General features: G+C 46.8%; 13 protein-coding genes and 2 pseudogenes. 9 read left to right on the top strand and 6 right to left on the bottom strand.

Features of this window, described 5'->3' with window-relative positions:
- The 3 genes and pseudogenes from TZ48_RS10570 to TZ48_RS10560 form a co-directional block, all read right to left on the bottom strand.
- Nucleotides 1-390 (bottom strand): annotated as a pseudogene (locus TZ48_RS10570) (ethanolamine permease); the annotation flags it as partial.
- 11 nt (nucleotides 391-401) lie between these two features.
- Nucleotides 402-1,268 (bottom strand): ethanolamine ammonia-lyase subunit EutC, encoded by an 867-nt coding sequence (gene eutC / locus TZ48_RS10565; protein ID WP_112479117.1) that lies wholly within the window; start codon nucleotides 1,266-1,268, stop codon nucleotides 402-404.
- 10 nt (nucleotides 1,269-1,278) lie between these two features.
- Nucleotides 1,279-2,702: pseudogene (locus TZ48_RS10560) on the bottom strand (ethanolamine ammonia-lyase subunit EutB).
- Between the two features lie 195 nt (nucleotides 2,703-2,897).
- On the opposite strand from TZ48_RS10560, the gene TZ48_RS10555 reads away from it, so the two are divergent.
- On the top strand, nucleotides 2,898-3,764 hold the full coding sequence (locus TZ48_RS10555) for a helix-turn-helix domain-containing protein (RefSeq protein ID WP_239670787.1): 867 nt from the start codon (nucleotides 2,898-2,900) through the stop codon (nucleotides 3,762-3,764).
- A 140-nt stretch (nucleotides 3,765-3,904) separates the two neighbouring features.
- Here the strand turns inward: TZ48_RS10555 and TZ48_RS10550 are convergent, their stop codons facing one another.
- The 3 genes from TZ48_RS10550 to TZ48_RS10540 form a co-directional block, all read right to left on the bottom strand.
- A complete protein-coding gene (locus TZ48_RS10550) occupies nucleotides 3,905-4,489 on the bottom strand; it encodes an NAD(P)H-dependent oxidoreductase (RefSeq protein ID WP_112479116.1) in 585 nt (194 codons plus the stop codon).
- 169 nt (nucleotides 4,490-4,658) lie between these two features.
- Nucleotides 4,659-5,504, bottom strand: a complete 846-nt coding sequence (locus tag TZ48_RS10545; RefSeq protein WP_112479115.1) for a phytanoyl-CoA dioxygenase family protein — start codon at nucleotides 5,502-5,504, stop codon at nucleotides 4,659-4,661.
- Nucleotides 5,505-5,565: 61 nt separating this feature from the next.
- Nucleotides 5,566-6,288, bottom strand: a complete 723-nt coding sequence (locus TZ48_RS10540; protein ID WP_112479114.1) for a TetR/AcrR family transcriptional regulator — start codon at nucleotides 6,286-6,288, stop codon at nucleotides 5,566-5,568.
- A 270-nt stretch (nucleotides 6,289-6,558) separates the two neighbouring features.
- Between TZ48_RS10540 and TZ48_RS24980 the strand changes: the two genes are divergently transcribed.
- The 8 genes from TZ48_RS24980 to TZ48_RS10500 form a co-directional block, all read left to right on the top strand.
- Nucleotides 6,559-6,957, top strand: a complete 399-nt coding sequence (locus TZ48_RS24980; protein WP_239670786.1) for an efflux RND transporter periplasmic adaptor subunit — start codon at nucleotides 6,559-6,561, stop codon at nucleotides 6,955-6,957.
- Entirely contained in the window at nucleotides 6,923-7,738 is an 816-nt protein-coding gene (locus TZ48_RS10535; protein WP_239670785.1) for an efflux RND transporter periplasmic adaptor subunit, read from the top strand. The genes TZ48_RS24980 and TZ48_RS10535 overlap by 35 nt, the downstream gene beginning before the upstream one ends.
- Nucleotides 7,632-8,690 carry an efflux RND transporter periplasmic adaptor subunit gene (locus tag TZ48_RS10530; protein ID WP_112479113.1) on the top strand — a complete coding sequence of 353 codons (1,059 nt, stop codon included), beginning with the start codon at nucleotides 7,632-7,634 and terminating at the stop codon, nucleotides 8,688-8,690. Before TZ48_RS10535 ends, TZ48_RS10530 begins: the two co-directional genes overlap by 107 nt.
- Nucleotides 8,690-11,746, top strand: a complete 3,057-nt coding sequence (locus TZ48_RS10525) for an efflux RND transporter permease subunit (protein WP_112479112.1) — start codon at nucleotides 8,690-8,692, stop codon at nucleotides 11,744-11,746. The genes TZ48_RS10530 and TZ48_RS10525 overlap by 1 nt, the downstream gene beginning before the upstream one ends.
- Before the next feature lie 308 nt (nucleotides 11,747-12,054).
- A complete protein-coding gene (locus TZ48_RS10520) occupies nucleotides 12,055-12,288 on the top strand; it encodes a hypothetical protein (RefSeq protein WP_042499899.1) in 234 nt (77 codons plus the stop codon).
- Between the two features lie 122 nt (nucleotides 12,289-12,410).
- A complete protein-coding gene (locus TZ48_RS10515; RefSeq protein ID WP_042499897.1) occupies nucleotides 12,411-12,896 on the top strand; it encodes an Lrp/AsnC family transcriptional regulator in 486 nt (161 codons plus the stop codon).
- Nucleotides 12,897-13,186: 290 nt separating this feature from the next.
- Nucleotides 13,187-14,461, top strand: coding sequence for a VCBS domain-containing protein (locus TZ48_RS10510; protein WP_112479111.1), 1,275 nt, complete (start codon nucleotides 13,187-13,189; stop codon nucleotides 14,459-14,461).
- Nucleotides 14,455-15,963, top strand: a 1,509-nt coding sequence (locus tag TZ48_RS10500; protein WP_338062263.1) for a VCBS domain-containing protein, incomplete at its 3' end; no start/stop codon positions are given. The genes TZ48_RS10510 and TZ48_RS10500, both read left to right, overlap by 7 nt.

Below are 15,963 nucleotides of genomic sequence, written 5' to 3'. Positions count from 1 at the left end.
CGGGGCCATCTATTCCTATCAACTCATTCACCGCAGAGCCAATGAATATGACGATGGCCGCCGGCGCTAGTGCATACTCGATGAGTACCGCGAGTCCAGTGACAAAACCGCCAGTTGGCCCCATAGCTTGCCTAGCAAAACTGTACCCCCGCCAGCGGCAGGAATGGCTGCGGACATTTCAGCGAGTGAGAGCACTAAAGTAAAGTACATGACAGCCATGGCGATGGCAGCAATAAGAAAACCAGCCCAGCCGGCTTGCGCAATGCCAAAATTCCAGCCTGCGAAGTCGCCAGAGATGACATAAGAGACCCCGAGGCCTGCAAGTAAAATCCACCCTGCGGTGCCTCTTTTTAGCTGTCTTTTAGACAAATATTCCTGATGTTTGGTCATAGTAGATCCTTCTACAAACGGTTGATAAGAAAGTTGTTAGAATGAGTTTGATTGAGTGTTGAACTGCTGTCGTCGTCAATCTCAGAGCGGTCTTTAAGATCGACACCAGAGAGATGTAATCTTCTTGCTTCTTCGAGTAGGTATAGGGTTCGCTGACAGGCGTTGTCGTAACTCAAGCCGTCAGGTCTGACATTTGAGATACAATTACGCTCCGAGTCTTTTGCACCTCGTTTCGCTCCCCACGTTAGGTATAACCCCATGCTATCTGGAGAGGATAATCCAGGCCTTTCGCCTATTAAGATCAGCGCCATTCGAGCGTTAACGCATTCTGCAACATCATCGGCAATCGCGACTCTCCCTTGCTTGACGATGGTAATGGGCGCTAAGTGCCATGATTTGCTTTTGTCTAGTTTGTGAAGAAGTCGCCCTAGAAAGGGGGCTGCGTGATTTTGTATTGCCGTTGATGACAATCCGTCAGCGATGACGATAGCGAGATCGGATTGGGTTTTAGAGGTGGACGCTTGTTTTTTCAGTTGTGCCCAAGATGCGTCACTGAGTTGGCGCCCTAAATCGGGTCTTTGAAGATACATTAAGCGATCGGTTATTTTGCTTTCGACAACTTGAATTTCTCCTGACGTCACGGACTGAAGCATGGGTAACTGTTCAAGTTCGACTTTTAAGGTTTGGGTATCTAGTGCGCAGTGCACGGCATCCATCGCTTGGGCATGATCAAGTTGAAACGACAATAGTGCATCGGTCGGGATGCTGTTGCCAGTTCTGCCCAGTGCGATTCGTGCTGAGGTCATGCTACGCAGCTTCTGCCAAGGGCTGGTCACCACAGAGTTTGATGCTTTGTTGATGTTGACTACCTTTGTCATGTCGCTTTCCTTAGCTAACCTGTTTGATGGCATTAGAGAATGGGGTGGCAAGTTGGTCGTTTAGACGCACTTTATCGACATCGTTAAAAATCTGGGTATCTACCAGCCACTTCTCGAATTCGGGGGCAGGTCGCAAGCCAAGCACCTTTCGAGCGTAGAGTGCATCGTGAAATGAGGTGGTTTGATAGTTAAGCATGATGTCGTCAGAGCCAGGGATCCCCATAATGAAAGAGCACTCAGCGACACCGAGTAACGTGAGTAGGTTGTCCATGTCATTTTGATCGGCGTAGGCATGGTTGGTGTAGCAAATGTCACAGCCCATCGGTAACCCCAGCAATTTTCCGCAGAAATGATCTTCCAGTCCCGCCCTAATAATTTGCTTCCCATCAAACAGATATTCCGGACCGATAAAGCCCACAACGGTGTTAACTAGCAAAGGGTTAAATTGGCGAGCACCGCATAGGCTCTCGCTTCGCAGGTTTGCTGATCAACGCCATGGAAAGCGTTTGCAGACAGCGCGGTACCCTGACCTGTTTCGAAATACATGACGTTGTTACCCACCGTGCCGCGATTGAGTGACAGTGCTGCCTGCTGCGCTTCTTCCAAAATAGAAAGATTGATGCCAAACGTGTCATTGGTGCCTTGGGTTCCGCCAATCGACTGAAACACCAAATCGACAGGCGCACCTAGCTCAATGGCTTCAATGGTATTGGTGACATGAGTTAAAACGCAGGACTGAGTTGGTATCTGATATTGCTGGATGACCTCATCCATAAGTTGCATGAGTTTTATTGCTTGAGGAACGTTATCTGTTGCTGGATTGATGCCAATGACGGCGTCTCCATTACCGTACATCAGGCCATCGAAAATACTCGCGGCAATGCCATTGAGTGAATCAGTTGGATGGTTGGGCTGCAGACGAGTGGAAAGGCGGCTCGGCAGTCCAATGGTATTTCGAAAAGCAGTCACAACCTGACACTTCTTAGCCACTAAGATGAGATCTTGATTGCGCATGATCTTGCTCACCGCCGCCACCATTTCGGGCGTCAGTCCCGACCTTATTTGCGCCAGTGTTTCCGAGTCAGCCTGTTCGCTAAGTAACCAGTTTCTAAAATCACCTACCGTGAGGTGCTCGATGAGTGAGAAGGCTTGTTTGTCATGGCTATCGATGATCAGTCGGGTAATTTCATCACTCTCATACGGGATCACGACGTCATTGAGAAACGTTTTGAGCGGCAAATCTGCAAGTGTCATCTGCGCCACTATGCGTTCTGCTGCAGATTCTGCACACACGCCAGCTAAGGCATCTCCAGAGCGTTCTGGGGTCGCTTTTGCCATCAGTTCCGCAAGCGAACTAAACGTAAATACATGGTTTCCCTGTTGTCGACGATAGGGTTGTCGGCGATAGGGCTGTCGACGATACGTCGCTGTCATTACTACTCCTTTAATGGTCCGATTCTTGCTGCCTTTATTGTTGAACGTGTCTCGCAGCTAATGAGTGAGTCTGCGAATAGCGTTCCATGTGCATATCAAAAAATGGCAACTATTAAATTTGTTAATAAACAATGCCTTATAGAGCTTGTGCTCCATGGTTGGGCACCAAAAATCCATTTAGAAGGAGTAGTCGTGATGGATGAAATTTGCAAGTTTGCGCCAGAGTTGTGCATTCGTCCCTCTAATGATGCAAACCAACAAGCAGATGACTTGTTTAATTGGGCTCAAGCCTATGATCAGATCACCGATGGTGCGTATCGTGGCCGTATTGTAGAGCGACGCTTTTCTAAGGTTCATGTGTTTCGTGAAGAGAGCAATCGAGGTTTAAGGCAGGATTGCCAAGTGACTAAAGGTGGGCTGTGGCTAGGGTTAAGTGCGACTGATAAGTCTCTGTATCTTAATCATCACCAGCAAGACGCTGACGATATGTTGCTTCGCGCAGGCGGACTGGACTTTGAGTTGGTGACGCCGGAAGATTTCTCGATTTACGGCGTGGTGCTGGACGAGCAAGCTTTAGGCTCTATTCTCGACCAGTTGGATGTCGAGACAGACAGCTTAGCAATGCTTAGCCAAGTCGTATCGACGTCTCATGCTCATCAACTAAAAGCCTACCTCTCGATATTGTTATCGAATCAACCGGTAGGTTGGTCTTGCCACACTCATGAGTCGCTACTTTTGGATTTTGTAGCGGATGTCCTTGACTCGTCTTGCGGTAACAAAGATTCAATGGAGCCTTTGTTTCAACGTGCTAAAGTCATGAGGCGGGTGAAGCAAACATTAGAGAGTAGCGATTGGTCTCATCCAATGACCATCAGCGAGCTTTGTCGTGCCGTACACGTGAGTCGCCGAACGTTACAAAACACGTTTCACTCTTGCTGTGGTATGTCGCCCCATCAGTTTCTCTTGCGAGTGAGGCTGAACCAAGCTCGAAGGGCTTTAATCAGTAGTGATGGCGAACACTCCGTCTATGATATCGCGTTTAATCATGCTTCTATCACTTAGGACTTTTCGCCAGTAACTACAAAAAGCTGTTTGGTGAGAGTCCGTCTACAACGCTGACACAGCGTTAGATTTAGAGGATTCATCAACTATAGCGGCCGTTTGAACCGCCATAGTAACAATGTGCTTTAAGCTTGATGTCTTTAGAAGTGCTGATTCAGGTGCGCTTCAAAGCGCGCAAAGTCATTAGCGATATCGCCATTTTTCATTACGTCATAAGCCGCAAAGGTTGGCAGCGCTGTCATACCAAAGAAGCGGAAGTTGGCGTGCATGTGGAACATTAGGTCATCAACACTTTTTCCTTGGAAAAGGTATTCAGATTCATCGTTGAACGACTCTTCTGGCGCGTTGAACGTTAAAGACAGCATGTACTTAGACTCGGTTTGCGTACCACCTGTACCGTAGTTTTTCTTAGGCTCTGATTCTGAGCGACCATCAAACAAACACAAGTCACCACCCATACCAGCAGTAAACACCTCATCCATGTACTTTTTAAAGCTCCAAGGCACTGTCATCCAGTTCACCGGTGATTGAATGATCACTCGATCTGCCCACTTGAAGTTCTCTAATTGTGTTGGTACATCAATCTCTTCTTGCATAGTGACAACGCGAGTCTGGTGGCCTTTCGCCTCCAATAGCGTTACCGCTTTGTCGACCAGAGTGGCGTTAAGCTTGCCTTCAGAGAATGGGTAAGGTTGGTGTGCATTGATAATTAGTACATTGCTCATGGGGTTAGACCTCTACATTTCACGATGACTCGGGACAGTCCCGAGCGCCTTTGTGGTATATTAAAGTAACCTGCAAACCATTTGCAATTAGTATACTTTTAGTAACCTTAAAATGGTCGCACTAAAAACGCGATATGAAATGATGGGCGGTCGTCACTCTAACGGCCATTTAGCCCAAAGGTGGTTCAAAACAGTATTCTGCAGACTCATAGCGCACCTGCTGTTTGTAGAGGTCTTGCAATTTGAACTCATTATCCGTTGTTGAGGCCGGTGATTGGCTCCAAAGATGGCAAGCGTAGCGGTTTAACTCTTGGCGTTGTTGTATCCAAGATGCGGAGAAGAGTGGGTTGGCTTGGGTGTGTTCAAGGGAGCGAAATTCAAAGTAAACGGTGCGGCGCCGTGCTTCTTCGTTAATCGGTGGAGAGCTGTGTACAAGCATGACGTCATGAATGACGATGTCCCCGGCTTCGGTTGTGACTTCGGCACTTGTTAAATCGCCTTGTTGCCAGCGACGCGTGATTTCACAAACGGAATCAGGGCTCAGGTGTGAGTGTGGAATGACTTGCAACGCACCTTGCTGGCTCTTGGAGTCATCGAGGTAAACGCCAACGGTAAAGATCCGAGAGTCTCTTTGGTGGTTCATGTCTCTGTGCCAATCAATATTCTGGTTATCGCCTTTGTGTTTGATGAGCAGTGACTCGTAGATAGGAATGGCGTCACCTTCAACTAGGGCTTGTACTGCTTGTTGCAGTAATGGAAGTCCAAGTAGCTTGACGAACAAGGGAATATCGAATGAAAACAAGTTGTCTATTCTTGAGATAAAATTTTGGTTGCCTTGATGCAGAATGGCAACGTTGTTCACCAAGCCATCAAATTGAGCGTTCTCTAGCAGCTGTTGCTGTATGGTATCGTAGGATTGACGTAAGTCTCGAAGCAGTGACGTTGGGATAGCGTCTTTTAGCACCAAGTAACCGCGCCTGTCGAAGGTTGCTAGCTGTTTGCTTGAGATGGTCACTTTGCTCGTCCTTTGGTGCGTAAAAAAAGCAGCGTTCGGGCTGCTTTTTTAAAGGTTCCGTTTACATTGGGCATTCGCCCCAATCGCACTTTACATGGTAGACGAGATCAGAAACTTTGCTTGGTTTGAGTCGATCTTGCTCTGCTATTTGTAGCTTATGTGCGGTCAATTGTTCGAAAAGTTGCCAGTGTTTGAGTAGGCACTCATCGTCGACTTGAGTCACTTCCGACCAAGCTTCTTTTAGCATTGGCATCATACACGCAGAGCCATACGCATAAAGCATCATTTGCCACTTTAGCTCATGCATATTGAACTGCTCGCTTTCACTGCGACCATGGTTGTATTCATTCACCAATGCCATCACGATACATTCAATTTCTCCTTTACTATCAATGAAGTAATCGAAAAACTCGTTCTCTTGACGCATAGCGTCAGCGATTAATTGCATCGGTTGGCGGTTGATCAGTAGATTGGCCAACATTTCAATCGCAAATCGATATAGCTTGATGTTTGCTGGTGTATCTTCTGGTAGTTGTGAGAGAAGATGCATGATGTACTTTTGCATATAAGCATGCATGTGGTCACTGATGTCGTACCAGATCTGCTCTTTGCTGCCAAAGTGGTGGCGAATTAGGCTGTGAGATACCCCAGCACGATCGCTGATATTGCGAATCGATACGCGTTCGTAACCAAGTTCACAGAACATGTCTGCGGCGACCGTCATGATCAGGTTTTTCGTCTCTTCTGCCGCCATGGCGCTGCGACGACCTTTTTTCTTCTCCACTCGATACCTTTTTAATTAATCATTCCTATACAGGGTACTGAATTACCTACCTATCGACAAGGTGCACATCAACGGTGCCGCACAATGCCGTAAATCTACTGAAACCGGGGTCTGAGGGTTTCTATATAACCAAAAGCGATGAAGCTCATTGAAAAAATTATACTGCACACATGTGCAGCATGTATTGATCTCTTTCAAATTATACATATACTGCACAACTGTAAAGTTAATTTACTGCACACCCGTAAAATATAATTTGGGATAAATATTATGAAAACCCATCGTCTATTCAAAACAGCCAGTATGCTGGTTCTGCCCTTGTTGGCAGTCGTCGGTCTTTCTGGTTGTAATCAAGCTCAATCAGAAATCAATGAACCGATCATTAAGCCCGTCAAAGTGGTTCAGGTACCTGAGCTCAACTTTGCGCCAGTCAGCAGTTACCTAGCACAGGTTGATGCAACCGATCGTGCACAACTCTCTTTTCAGGTGGCGGGACAGATTTCGTCGATAGACGTCAAAATGGGTGAAGCCATTAAGAAAGGTGAGATCTTAGCGACGCTCGATCCAACCGACTATCAAGTGGCACTTGATGCCAAACAAGCAGAATTCGATCTTGCTGAATCCCAGTGGAAGCGTGCAAAACAGCTGTTTGCTAAAAAGCTCAATTAGCGCTGATGAGTTCGATCGCAACGAAACGCAATATAAAGCGGCACGAGCGTCACTCGCACAAGCAAAAGCGGATCTAGGTTACACCCAAATTATCGCCCCATTTGATGGTGTGGTCTCTTTGACCTACCAAAAACCGTTTGAAGTCGTTGGCGCTAAGCAACCTATCTTGAACCTGATTAGCAGTGATGATCTCGATGTCACCTTTACTATCCCTGTTAGAGAAGTCAAAGCGGTGACGCTAGAAGAGCTGAAAAATCAGCACTTTTTTGTGACGTTAGACAGCCACCGTAATCAGCGTATTGAAGCAAGGTTCCGTGAGATTGCTATGCAGCCAGATCTGGATACCAATAGCTATGCAGCGGCAGTAACCATAGTCAAACCAAATAACATCAATGTGTTGTCAGGCATGTCTGGTCAAGTGCATATCCAAAGCGAAGCCAAAGAGCGTGCTTTTACACTACCGGCGAGCGCATGGATTAGTCAGCAAGAGAGCAGCGGTAAAGTTTGGCGCTTTGACCCGATGACAGAGCAAATTCACCAAATCCAACTGTCGACCAATGAAAGCGGCGCAGTGACAGCTGGCTTGCAGCAAGGTGACCAAATCGTGGTCGCGGGTGCGGCAAATCTAGTTGAGGGACAACGAGTAAAACTCTGGACACGCGAGGGGGTATCTAGTGAAAAAGTCAATGATTGCTATCGGTCTTGTATCGCTAGCGTTAACCGGATGCTACTCAGATATCACTGTTCGCGAACGTGCCCCTTTGATGGTGGAATCTATTGAGGTATCTAAGCCTGTCGAACAGCAATATCGCGAGTTCAAAGGCCAAGTTGTGACAGCAGAGCAAACCAAGCTGTCATTTCGTATCCAAGGTGAAATTGCTCACTTGCTTGTCAAACCAGGTCAGTCGGTGAAGAAAGGTCAGGTTGTTGCCAAGTTGGATGATGAAAAACTACAGCAGCAATATCGTGATGCTCTAGCTCAATATGAGCTGGCGACTAAGCAATTACGTCGTGGCACTGAGCTTTACGCGCGTGACATGATTTCAAACTCTGAATTGGACGAGTTGACGTCAAACCGTCAACTAGCGAAAGCGCAATACCAAAATATTCAGCACCAAATTCAGTACACCAGCCTAAAAGCGCCGTTTTCCGGTGTTGTGGCGGAAGTGAGCAAAGAACGTTTTGAGAACGTTGGTCTAGGTGAAACCGTGGTATCCATTTATCAGGACGACAAAGTCTATGTGAAGATCAGTCTTTCTGATCACATTCTAGCGTCTATCACCCCACAAGCTCAGCGCAATGCTTATCAGCCGCGTGCGTTTTTCTCTGGGGTTGAGGACAGTTTCACCATGACCTATCTGGAGCACTCTAGCGAGCCTGATGCGCAAAGCCGAGCTTATGAGTTGTGGCTACAAATGCCTCAGCCTAAAACAAAGATTTTGCCGGGAACTAGCGTGTCGGTTCATGTTGATATGGTGGCCGCTGGTTTGAGCACAATTCAAGGTTATCAGCTCCCTATGACAGTCCTAGAAGCAGGTGTTGAGCCGCAAGAGTTTTTCGTCTGGAAGCATGAAGGTGGTGTAGCAATGAAAACACCCGTGCGTGTCGATCAAGTCAATAGCTTTGGCGTGATTGTCGATTCTGGCGTTGCTCAAGGTGACGTTCTAATTAGCTCAAGTTTGAGAAAGCTCAGAGATGGCGAAGCAGTAGCACTCATGGAGAACAATAAATAATGAGTTTGACCGAGTATTCAATTAAAAACCGCGTCATTAGCTGGCTGTTTCTGGTCATTTTGGCCATTGGTGGTATTCAGTCGTTTAATGATCTAGGCCGTCTTGAAGACCCTGCGTTTACCATTAAAGATGCGATGGTAATTTCGACTTATTCCGGTGCAACATCGACGGAAGTAGAAGAAGAGCTCACGTATCCTCTGGAAAAGGAGATCCGCAAGCTCCCGTATATTAAGAACATTAAGTCGACGTCGTCCGCTGGACTGTCACAAATCATGGTCAGTATGGAAATGGACTATGGCCCAGATGAGCTTCCGCAAATTTGGGACGAAATGCGACGTAAAATTAATGACTTAAGACCAAACCTTCCATCAGGTGTGAATTCGATTCAGATCATCGATGACTTTGGTGATGTGTTTGGTGTGATGATCATGCTGACCGGTGATGGCTACGACTATGTGGAGCTGAAGCGTTATGCTGACTATTTGAGCCGCGAGCTTGAGTTAGTCGATGGCGTTGGCAAAGTGGCGATTGCGGGTGATCAGAAAGAGATGTTGTTTGTTGAGTTATCGCTGGAACGTCTCTCTGCTCTTAACTTGGACATGAACACGGTAATGGGATTGCTGAATCAGCAAAACAGCGTCCAGTCTGCCGGTGAAATCATGATCAACGGCGAGAGCTTGGCGATTCGCCCAAATGGTAACCTGGACTCTGTAGAGTCACTGGAAAATCTGATTATCCACGGCCGAGATACCGGCAACCTGATCCGCTTAAAAGATGTGGCCGAGATTTCTAAAGGGATCCAAGAAAAGCCATCAAACGTGATTACCTTTAACGGTAAGCCCGCCATCAATTTAGCGATCTCTTTTGGCGCGGGCGTCAACGTGGTTGAAGTGGGCAAAGCGTTAGATGCCCAGCTTCAAGCGCTGGAGAACATCAAGCCAGCAGGCATTAATCTTGACTACTTCTATAACCAGTCGGCGGAAGTAGATAAGTCGGTACAAGACTTTGTTGTCAGTCTAGCTCAAGCTGTGGGCATCGTGATTGTGGTGCTGCTGTTCACCATGGGTATGCGCAGCGGCATCATTATTGGTGCGGTGCTGCTGCTTACTGTGTTTGGTACCTTCATTATGATGAGTATCAACAATATAGAGCTGCACCGTATCTCGCTAGGCGCACTGATTATTGCGCTAGGCATGCTGGTGGACAATGCCATCGTGATCGTGGAAGGCATTTTGGTTGGTCTCAAGCAAGGTCAAACCAAGAAGCAAGCCGCGATGAGTATCGCTAAGCAGACCCAGTGGCCACTACTTGGCGCAACGGTCATCGCTATTACGGCGTTTGCGCCAATTGGCTTGTCACAAGACGCGACGGGCGAGTTCATGGGGTCGCTGTTTTGGGTATTGTGTTATTCGTTGTTCCTAAGCTGGATCACGGCACTGACTTTAACGCCGTTCCTAGCCGATATCCTTCTGAAAGAGTCGAATAAGAATGACCAAGCTGCAGATGCAGACCCTTACAAAGGCGTTCTGTTTACTGTCTTCCGCTGGTCTTTGGAGTTGGCATTAAAACTGCGTTGGCTCACGGTCGCGGGTATGATTGCGCTGCTCGTCTCTGCAGTGATGGCGTTTGGTCTGGTAAAACAGTCGTTTTTCCCACCGTCAAATACGCCAATGTTCTTTGTCGATATGTGGATGCCAGAAGGCACGGACATTCGCCAAACGCTCAAGCAAACCGAGCAGGTAGAAGCGTATATCCAAGAGCAGGACAATGTCGAGTTTGTGTCTTCGACGGTTGGACAAGGCCTGCAACGTTTCATGCTGACTTATCAGCCTGAGAAGAGTTATGAAGGCTTTGCGCAGCTGCAAGTGCGTACGACGAGTCGCGATAACATGTTCGAATTGCTCAATAAGCTAGACTCGGAACTGTCTTCTCAATTTGCAGCACCTACGTTCCAGCTAAGATTGATGGAATTTGGTCCGTCGCCAGCGTCAAAGATAGAGGCGCGCATTATTGGTCCAGATCCGCAGGTACTGCGCGATATCGCGGTGCAAGTTGAAGATGTGTTGCTTGCCGATCCTGGTTCGAGAAACGTTCGTCATGACTGGCGTGAGCGTACTAAGCAGTTGGTACCTCAGTTTAATGAGTCAAAAGCGCGCCGCTTGGGTATCTCAAAAGAAGATCTTTCAAGTACGCTGCAATTGGCGTTCGGCGGTAACACGATTGGTGTGTTCCGCGATGGTACGCAAATGCTGCCAATCGTGACCAGATTAACGGAAGCAGAGCGTGTTGATTACGCATCGCTACAGAACATCTCCATCTGGAGCCCAATGCTGCAAACGTATGTGCCTGTGGAGCAGGTGATTGATAATGTCACGTTGGAATGGCAAGAGCCGATTATTCAACGTCGTGACAGAAAACGTACGCTAACCGTGCTCGCTGACCATGATGTGTTGGGCGATGAGACGGCGGCAAGTTTATTCGCTCGTGTTAAGCCACAGGTAGAATCACTGCCTCTACCTGCTGGCTACACGATCGAATGGGGTGGCGAATACGAGTCATCAAAAGACGCGCAAGAGGCGATGTTTAAGTCACTGCCGATGGGCTATCTGTTGATGTTCATCATTACTATGTTGCTTTTCAACTCGTTTAAGAAGCCGCTGGTGATTTGGCTCACGGTGCCGCTCTCTATCATTGGTGTGGCGTTTGGTTTGCTGGTGTCTAATATGCCATTCAGTTTCACAGCGTTGCTGGGTCTGCTGAGTCTTAGTGGCATGATCCTTAAAAACGGTATTGTACTCATGGATCAAATCAACTTGGAACTTGATAGTGGCAAAGACCCTTATCTAGCGCTAGTTGATAGTGCGGTAAGTCGTGTGCGTCCAGTGAGTATGGCAGCGCTTACTACCATCTTAGGGATGATACCCTTGGTGTTTGATGCCTTCTTTGGATCAATGGCGATCACCATTATGGCGGGTCTAGGGTTTGCCACGGTGCTGACCTTGATTGTGGTGCCAGTTCTGTTTGCCATTTTCTTTAAGGTAAAACCGGCGAAATAGCTGAAATTACAGTGGATATGATCAAAAGCCTGCATTTATTGCAGGCTTTTTGCGATATGGCTACAGCAAAATTGAACCCGCTTCTCGTAATTTCGCTGCAAATTTGTGTTTTTTGCGGACGAGTTCGTTATTTATCGGCTTTAACGAGCGATTTGTAAGTTAATTTCGAAATCTTGATCAAATTTTCGCAAAATAATGACGTTATTTTGGAATACCAACCACATTTTTTGGCATGATCGTTTTGCCAAACGACCAAGATTAAACACAATATGGTCACGAAATATTCAGAACAGATGGAGAGACTTGAAATGCCAACTAACTACTGCACCGCGTGCAAAAAGGATACGGCACACAAAGCAGTGATGCGACGCAGCCACAACGATAACTCATCTATCGTTCAAAACTTCCAAATGTTAATGTCTCAATTGGTTAACGGTAGCGGCTACTATAAGCTAGAGCGCCAGCTATATTGCCGTGTATGCAATAAGCAGAATCAAGAAACAGTGAAGACAGTGCTTAGCGGTCAAACGAATCTCGCATAAATTAACACTGTAAACTGATATCGATTGATGGCATTTGTCACAACTTTGTGATCTTACATCTTTTTACATGCATAACCTTTGATTTACAATCGTGAAGTATCCCTTTCACTTGAGTTAAATCAATGGCTTCGCTTGCTTTAGATAAAATCGATTTAGAAATACTGCGCATACTTAGCCGTAAAGGTCGTATGCCAATAGTTGAGTTGGCTAAGCTGGTCAATTTGACGACCTCCCCTTGCTCAGACCGCGTGAAACGTCTTGAAAAAGAAGGTTTCATTGTGGGTTACCACGCTGAACTTAACCCAGAAAAACTAGGGTTGGATGTTCAAGTGTTTATTCATATCCGTCTTGATCAGACAAGCTTCTCCATTTTTGAAAAGTTTGCTAAGGCCGTCGAGCTGATGCCCGAGATTGAAGAGTGTTACTCGCTCTCCGGTGATTTTGATACCATGATCAAGGTGAGAACCAAAGATATGAAGTCTTATCAATCTTTCATGTCCACCAAATTGGGCACGTTGCCGGGTGTTATACAGACCAGAAGTGAAGTCGTAATAGAAGAGCATAAAACTGGGTTTGGTGTGAATCCGGATCTTCTTGACACGCTGTAGACTCATCCCGACAAACCATTACCAAGTATCCGTTGCATCCCACTCTATCTTCAATGAATCTTCTCATTGGAGATACAGTTCATGTCTTTTTTGAGAATTTGCACATTTTCTGATCTCTGTGGGTTTAAAAGCCTGATTTTTATTGGTAATTACTTAGTAAAGTAAACTAGAAATCTGGTTTTACAGTCCTACACTGAACATATATAAAATTATCTAATAAACAATAAGTTGCTTCAGTGAATGTGGACAGTTGACTGAGTGTATTGCGACGGTTGTTCAAGGAGTTCGCCATGAGTATTGCTGCGTTATTGGGTCTAGTGGATCTATCGGGAACGTTAGTTCTTGATTCAAATGGTAAAATTGTCTTATTGCCAGAGGGCGCTGCATTGAGACCAGGTGACATACCACTGTCGCCTGATAACCTGGTTCCGGATATTGAACTGCGGGAAACACTGTTTGCTCAGATTAGCGCCCAAAATCAGGATGAGGATATCTCAAGTATCTCAACCAACGATCTCGATGCTGATGCTATTATCGCTCAAATCGAGGCTGGCGCTGACCCCACTCAAAATGAAGACCAAGCCACAGCAGCAGGTGGCTCATTAAGCTCCAGTATTACTGACGCCGCCACCGTCGAAGCAATCAATCCACAAGTCCTAGCCGCTACGTTTTTTGAAACTCTTGGTCTTGATAGACAAGACCTGACAGAAACACAGACTAATGCTCTATTAGATATCGCAACCAACAGTGCGCCTGTTACTCTATTTGAAGCTCGAAACTATGATGAAGAGTCGCAAGACAGTGACTTGGGTTTGAGCTTTCCTACGGATGTAGACGGTGACGCATTGATAGTGACAGTCACAGAACTCCCTAAACTGGGACAAGTGACGCTCGCTGACGGTACACCGGTTAGTCTGGGACAGACCCTGACTCAAGCTGAATTTGAGAATCTACAGTTCGATGCGCCTCAAGAATATACTCTTGGTGAAGATGCAGGTCAGTTTACCTACAGCGTTGATGACGGTCGGGGACAACCGGACTCCGTTCAAACGGGTGGGGTGTTAATCGATATTAACCCGATCAATGATATACCGGTTATTGACGAAGTCGGGCAAGGCACCTTGGTTGAGAGTGGAAATCTCGATGACGGTCAAGTGGTCGAGGGTGTGAATACGGCTTCTGGTAGCATTAGTGCCTCCGACAACGATACGGATGCCGTGCTGACTTATGGCGTAGAAAACGATTCCAATGAATACGGTCAGCTTATTGTTGACCCTCAAACCGGCGATTGGGTATTCACCCTAGATAACAGCTCTTCTGCGACGCAAAGTTTAAAAGAAGGTGATTCAGTAAACACCACCTTTGAGGTGACCGTTACCGATGATAAAGGCGCCGTCACTACTGAAACACTGACGCTTACCATCAATGGTACTAACGATTTACCGACATTCGATGCAGGTGGCGATGCTGCTGGGACTGTGACCGAGCAGGGAGATGGTACTGGCAGCGATAATTTAGCTCGGGTCTTTTATCTGTCACCGATGTTGATGCGGATGCGATTCTGACGTTTGAAATTGAGTCTGAACAAAATGATTTTGGCTCTTTTTCTGTCGATGAAAATGGTCAATGGCAGTTTGAGCTCGACAATGAAGCTTCGGTTACCCAGGCATTAAGTGAAGGTGAAACGAAAACCCTGAACTATACGGTTTCCGTTACCGATGAATTTGGCGCCCGCAGTGAGCAGGTTGTTACGATTACGGTAATCGGTACGAATGATACTCCGGAAATAAAGGATGTAAGGGGAACTAGTGGGGCTGTGAGTGAGGCGGGTAATCTTGATGATGGCACACTGTTCCCAGGTAAGGTGTCTGATTTTGGTACCATACGAGCGGCGGACAGCGATGGAACGCTGAGCTTTACCACTACGGACAAGAGTGATTATGGTGAATTTACCATAAACGAATTGACCGGCGCATGGCGTTTCACTTTAGACAATAACGCAGCGATTACTCAGTCTATAAAAGAAGGGGAGACGGTTGAAGTTGTATTCAATGTCAAAGTGGCTGATGAAGCGGGCGCATTTGTCATGCAGCCTGTTACCATTGAGATATTTGGTGCCAATGATCAACCTACCATATCCTCATCAAGCGACTTAGACGGTACCGTTATTGAGTCTGGAGACAATACTGAAGGTACGTCTCTTGCGTCCGGAACCCTTGTCGGAGAAGACGTTGATGACGACACAACCTTCACCTTCTTTGTAGAAGATGGTGCCAGTGAATACGGCCAGTTGGTGATGAAACCAAATGGTGAATGGACGTTTGAGATCGATAATGACTCGGCCGCTACTCAAGCTCTAAATGCGGGAGACTTCGTAGACATTACCTACCCAGTTATCATTCGAGACGAGTTTGGCGCAATCAACACCGAGGTATTGACGATTACTGTTGTCGGTACCAATGATTTGCCGCAGATTATCAGTGGCTCCTCCTCTTCACTGACTGAAGATACAGACACTGATGCTCTTGGCTACTTAGTGGCTACCGATACTTTGGTTATCAGTGATAATGATGCTGATGAGGAGACGTTTAGCCCTGGAAATGCAGAGCCAGTAGGTTCAACACTAGGCTCACTTACTATCACAGCTGATGGTACTTGGACGTACTCAGTAGATAATTCACTAGCGGCAGTGCAAGCTCTGGATGTTGGCGATAAGTTGGTTGAAGAATTTATCGTGACGTCTGCGGACGGTACCGAGCACACCATTGCCGTCACCATCAACGGCACCGAAGATGAAACCATCATCACAGGTCCAACGACAGACACAGTGAAAGAAGACACCGATGTCGATGCGGATCTTCTGATTGCTGGCGATAATCTGTCGCTCACCATTACTGATAATGATGCTGGCGAGAACAAGTTCAGCACCACAGTGACCAGTGTTGCCAACGACAACGGCCAGCTTCCGCTGGGTACGTTAACCATCACAGAAGATGGCGACTGGTCTTATCAAGTCTCTAACGCCTTGCAAGAAATTCAATCCCTTGGCGATGGTGATACTCGCGTT

The organism is Vibrio variabilis (assembly GCF_003263785.1).
In the GTDB taxonomy this organism is placed as follows: Bacteria; Pseudomonadota; Gammaproteobacteria; order Enterobacterales; family Vibrionaceae; genus Vibrio; species Vibrio variabilis.
Note: the sequence above shows the minus strand (reverse complement) of the source record. Positions and strands in the feature narration are given on the sequence as shown.

What these genes read in the sequence shown, in the direction of transcription:
- TZ48_RS10515 (WP_042499897.1), top strand. Translation starts at nt 12,411, where the DNA reads ATGGCTTCGCTTGCTTTAGATAAAATCGATTTAGAAATACTGCGCATA.
- TZ48_RS24980 (WP_239670786.1), top strand. Translation starts at nt 6,559, where the DNA reads ATGAAAACCCATCGTCTATTCAAAACAGCCAGTATGCTGGTTCTGCCC.
- TZ48_RS10525 (WP_112479112.1), top strand. Translation starts at nt 8,690, where the DNA reads ATGAGTTTGACCGAGTATTCAATTAAAAACCGCGTCATTAGCTGGCTG.
- TZ48_RS10510 (WP_112479111.1), top strand. Translation starts at nt 13,187, where the DNA reads ATGAGTATTGCTGCGTTATTGGGTCTAGTGGATCTATCGGGAACGTTA.
- eutC (WP_112479117.1), bottom strand. Translation starts at nt 1,268, where the DNA reads ATGACAAAGGTAGTCAACATCAACAAAGCATCAAACTCTGTGGTGACC.
- TZ48_RS10520 (WP_042499899.1), top strand. Translation starts at nt 12,055, where the DNA reads ATGCCAACTAACTACTGCACCGCGTGCAAAAAGGATACGGCACACAAA.
- TZ48_RS10555 (WP_239670787.1), top strand. Translation starts at nt 2,898, where the DNA reads ATGGATGAAATTTGCAAGTTTGCGCCAGAGTTGTGCATTCGTCCCTCT.
- TZ48_RS10550 (WP_112479116.1), bottom strand. Translation starts at nt 4,489, where the DNA reads ATGAGCAATGTACTAATTATCAATGCACACCAACCTTACCCATTCTCT.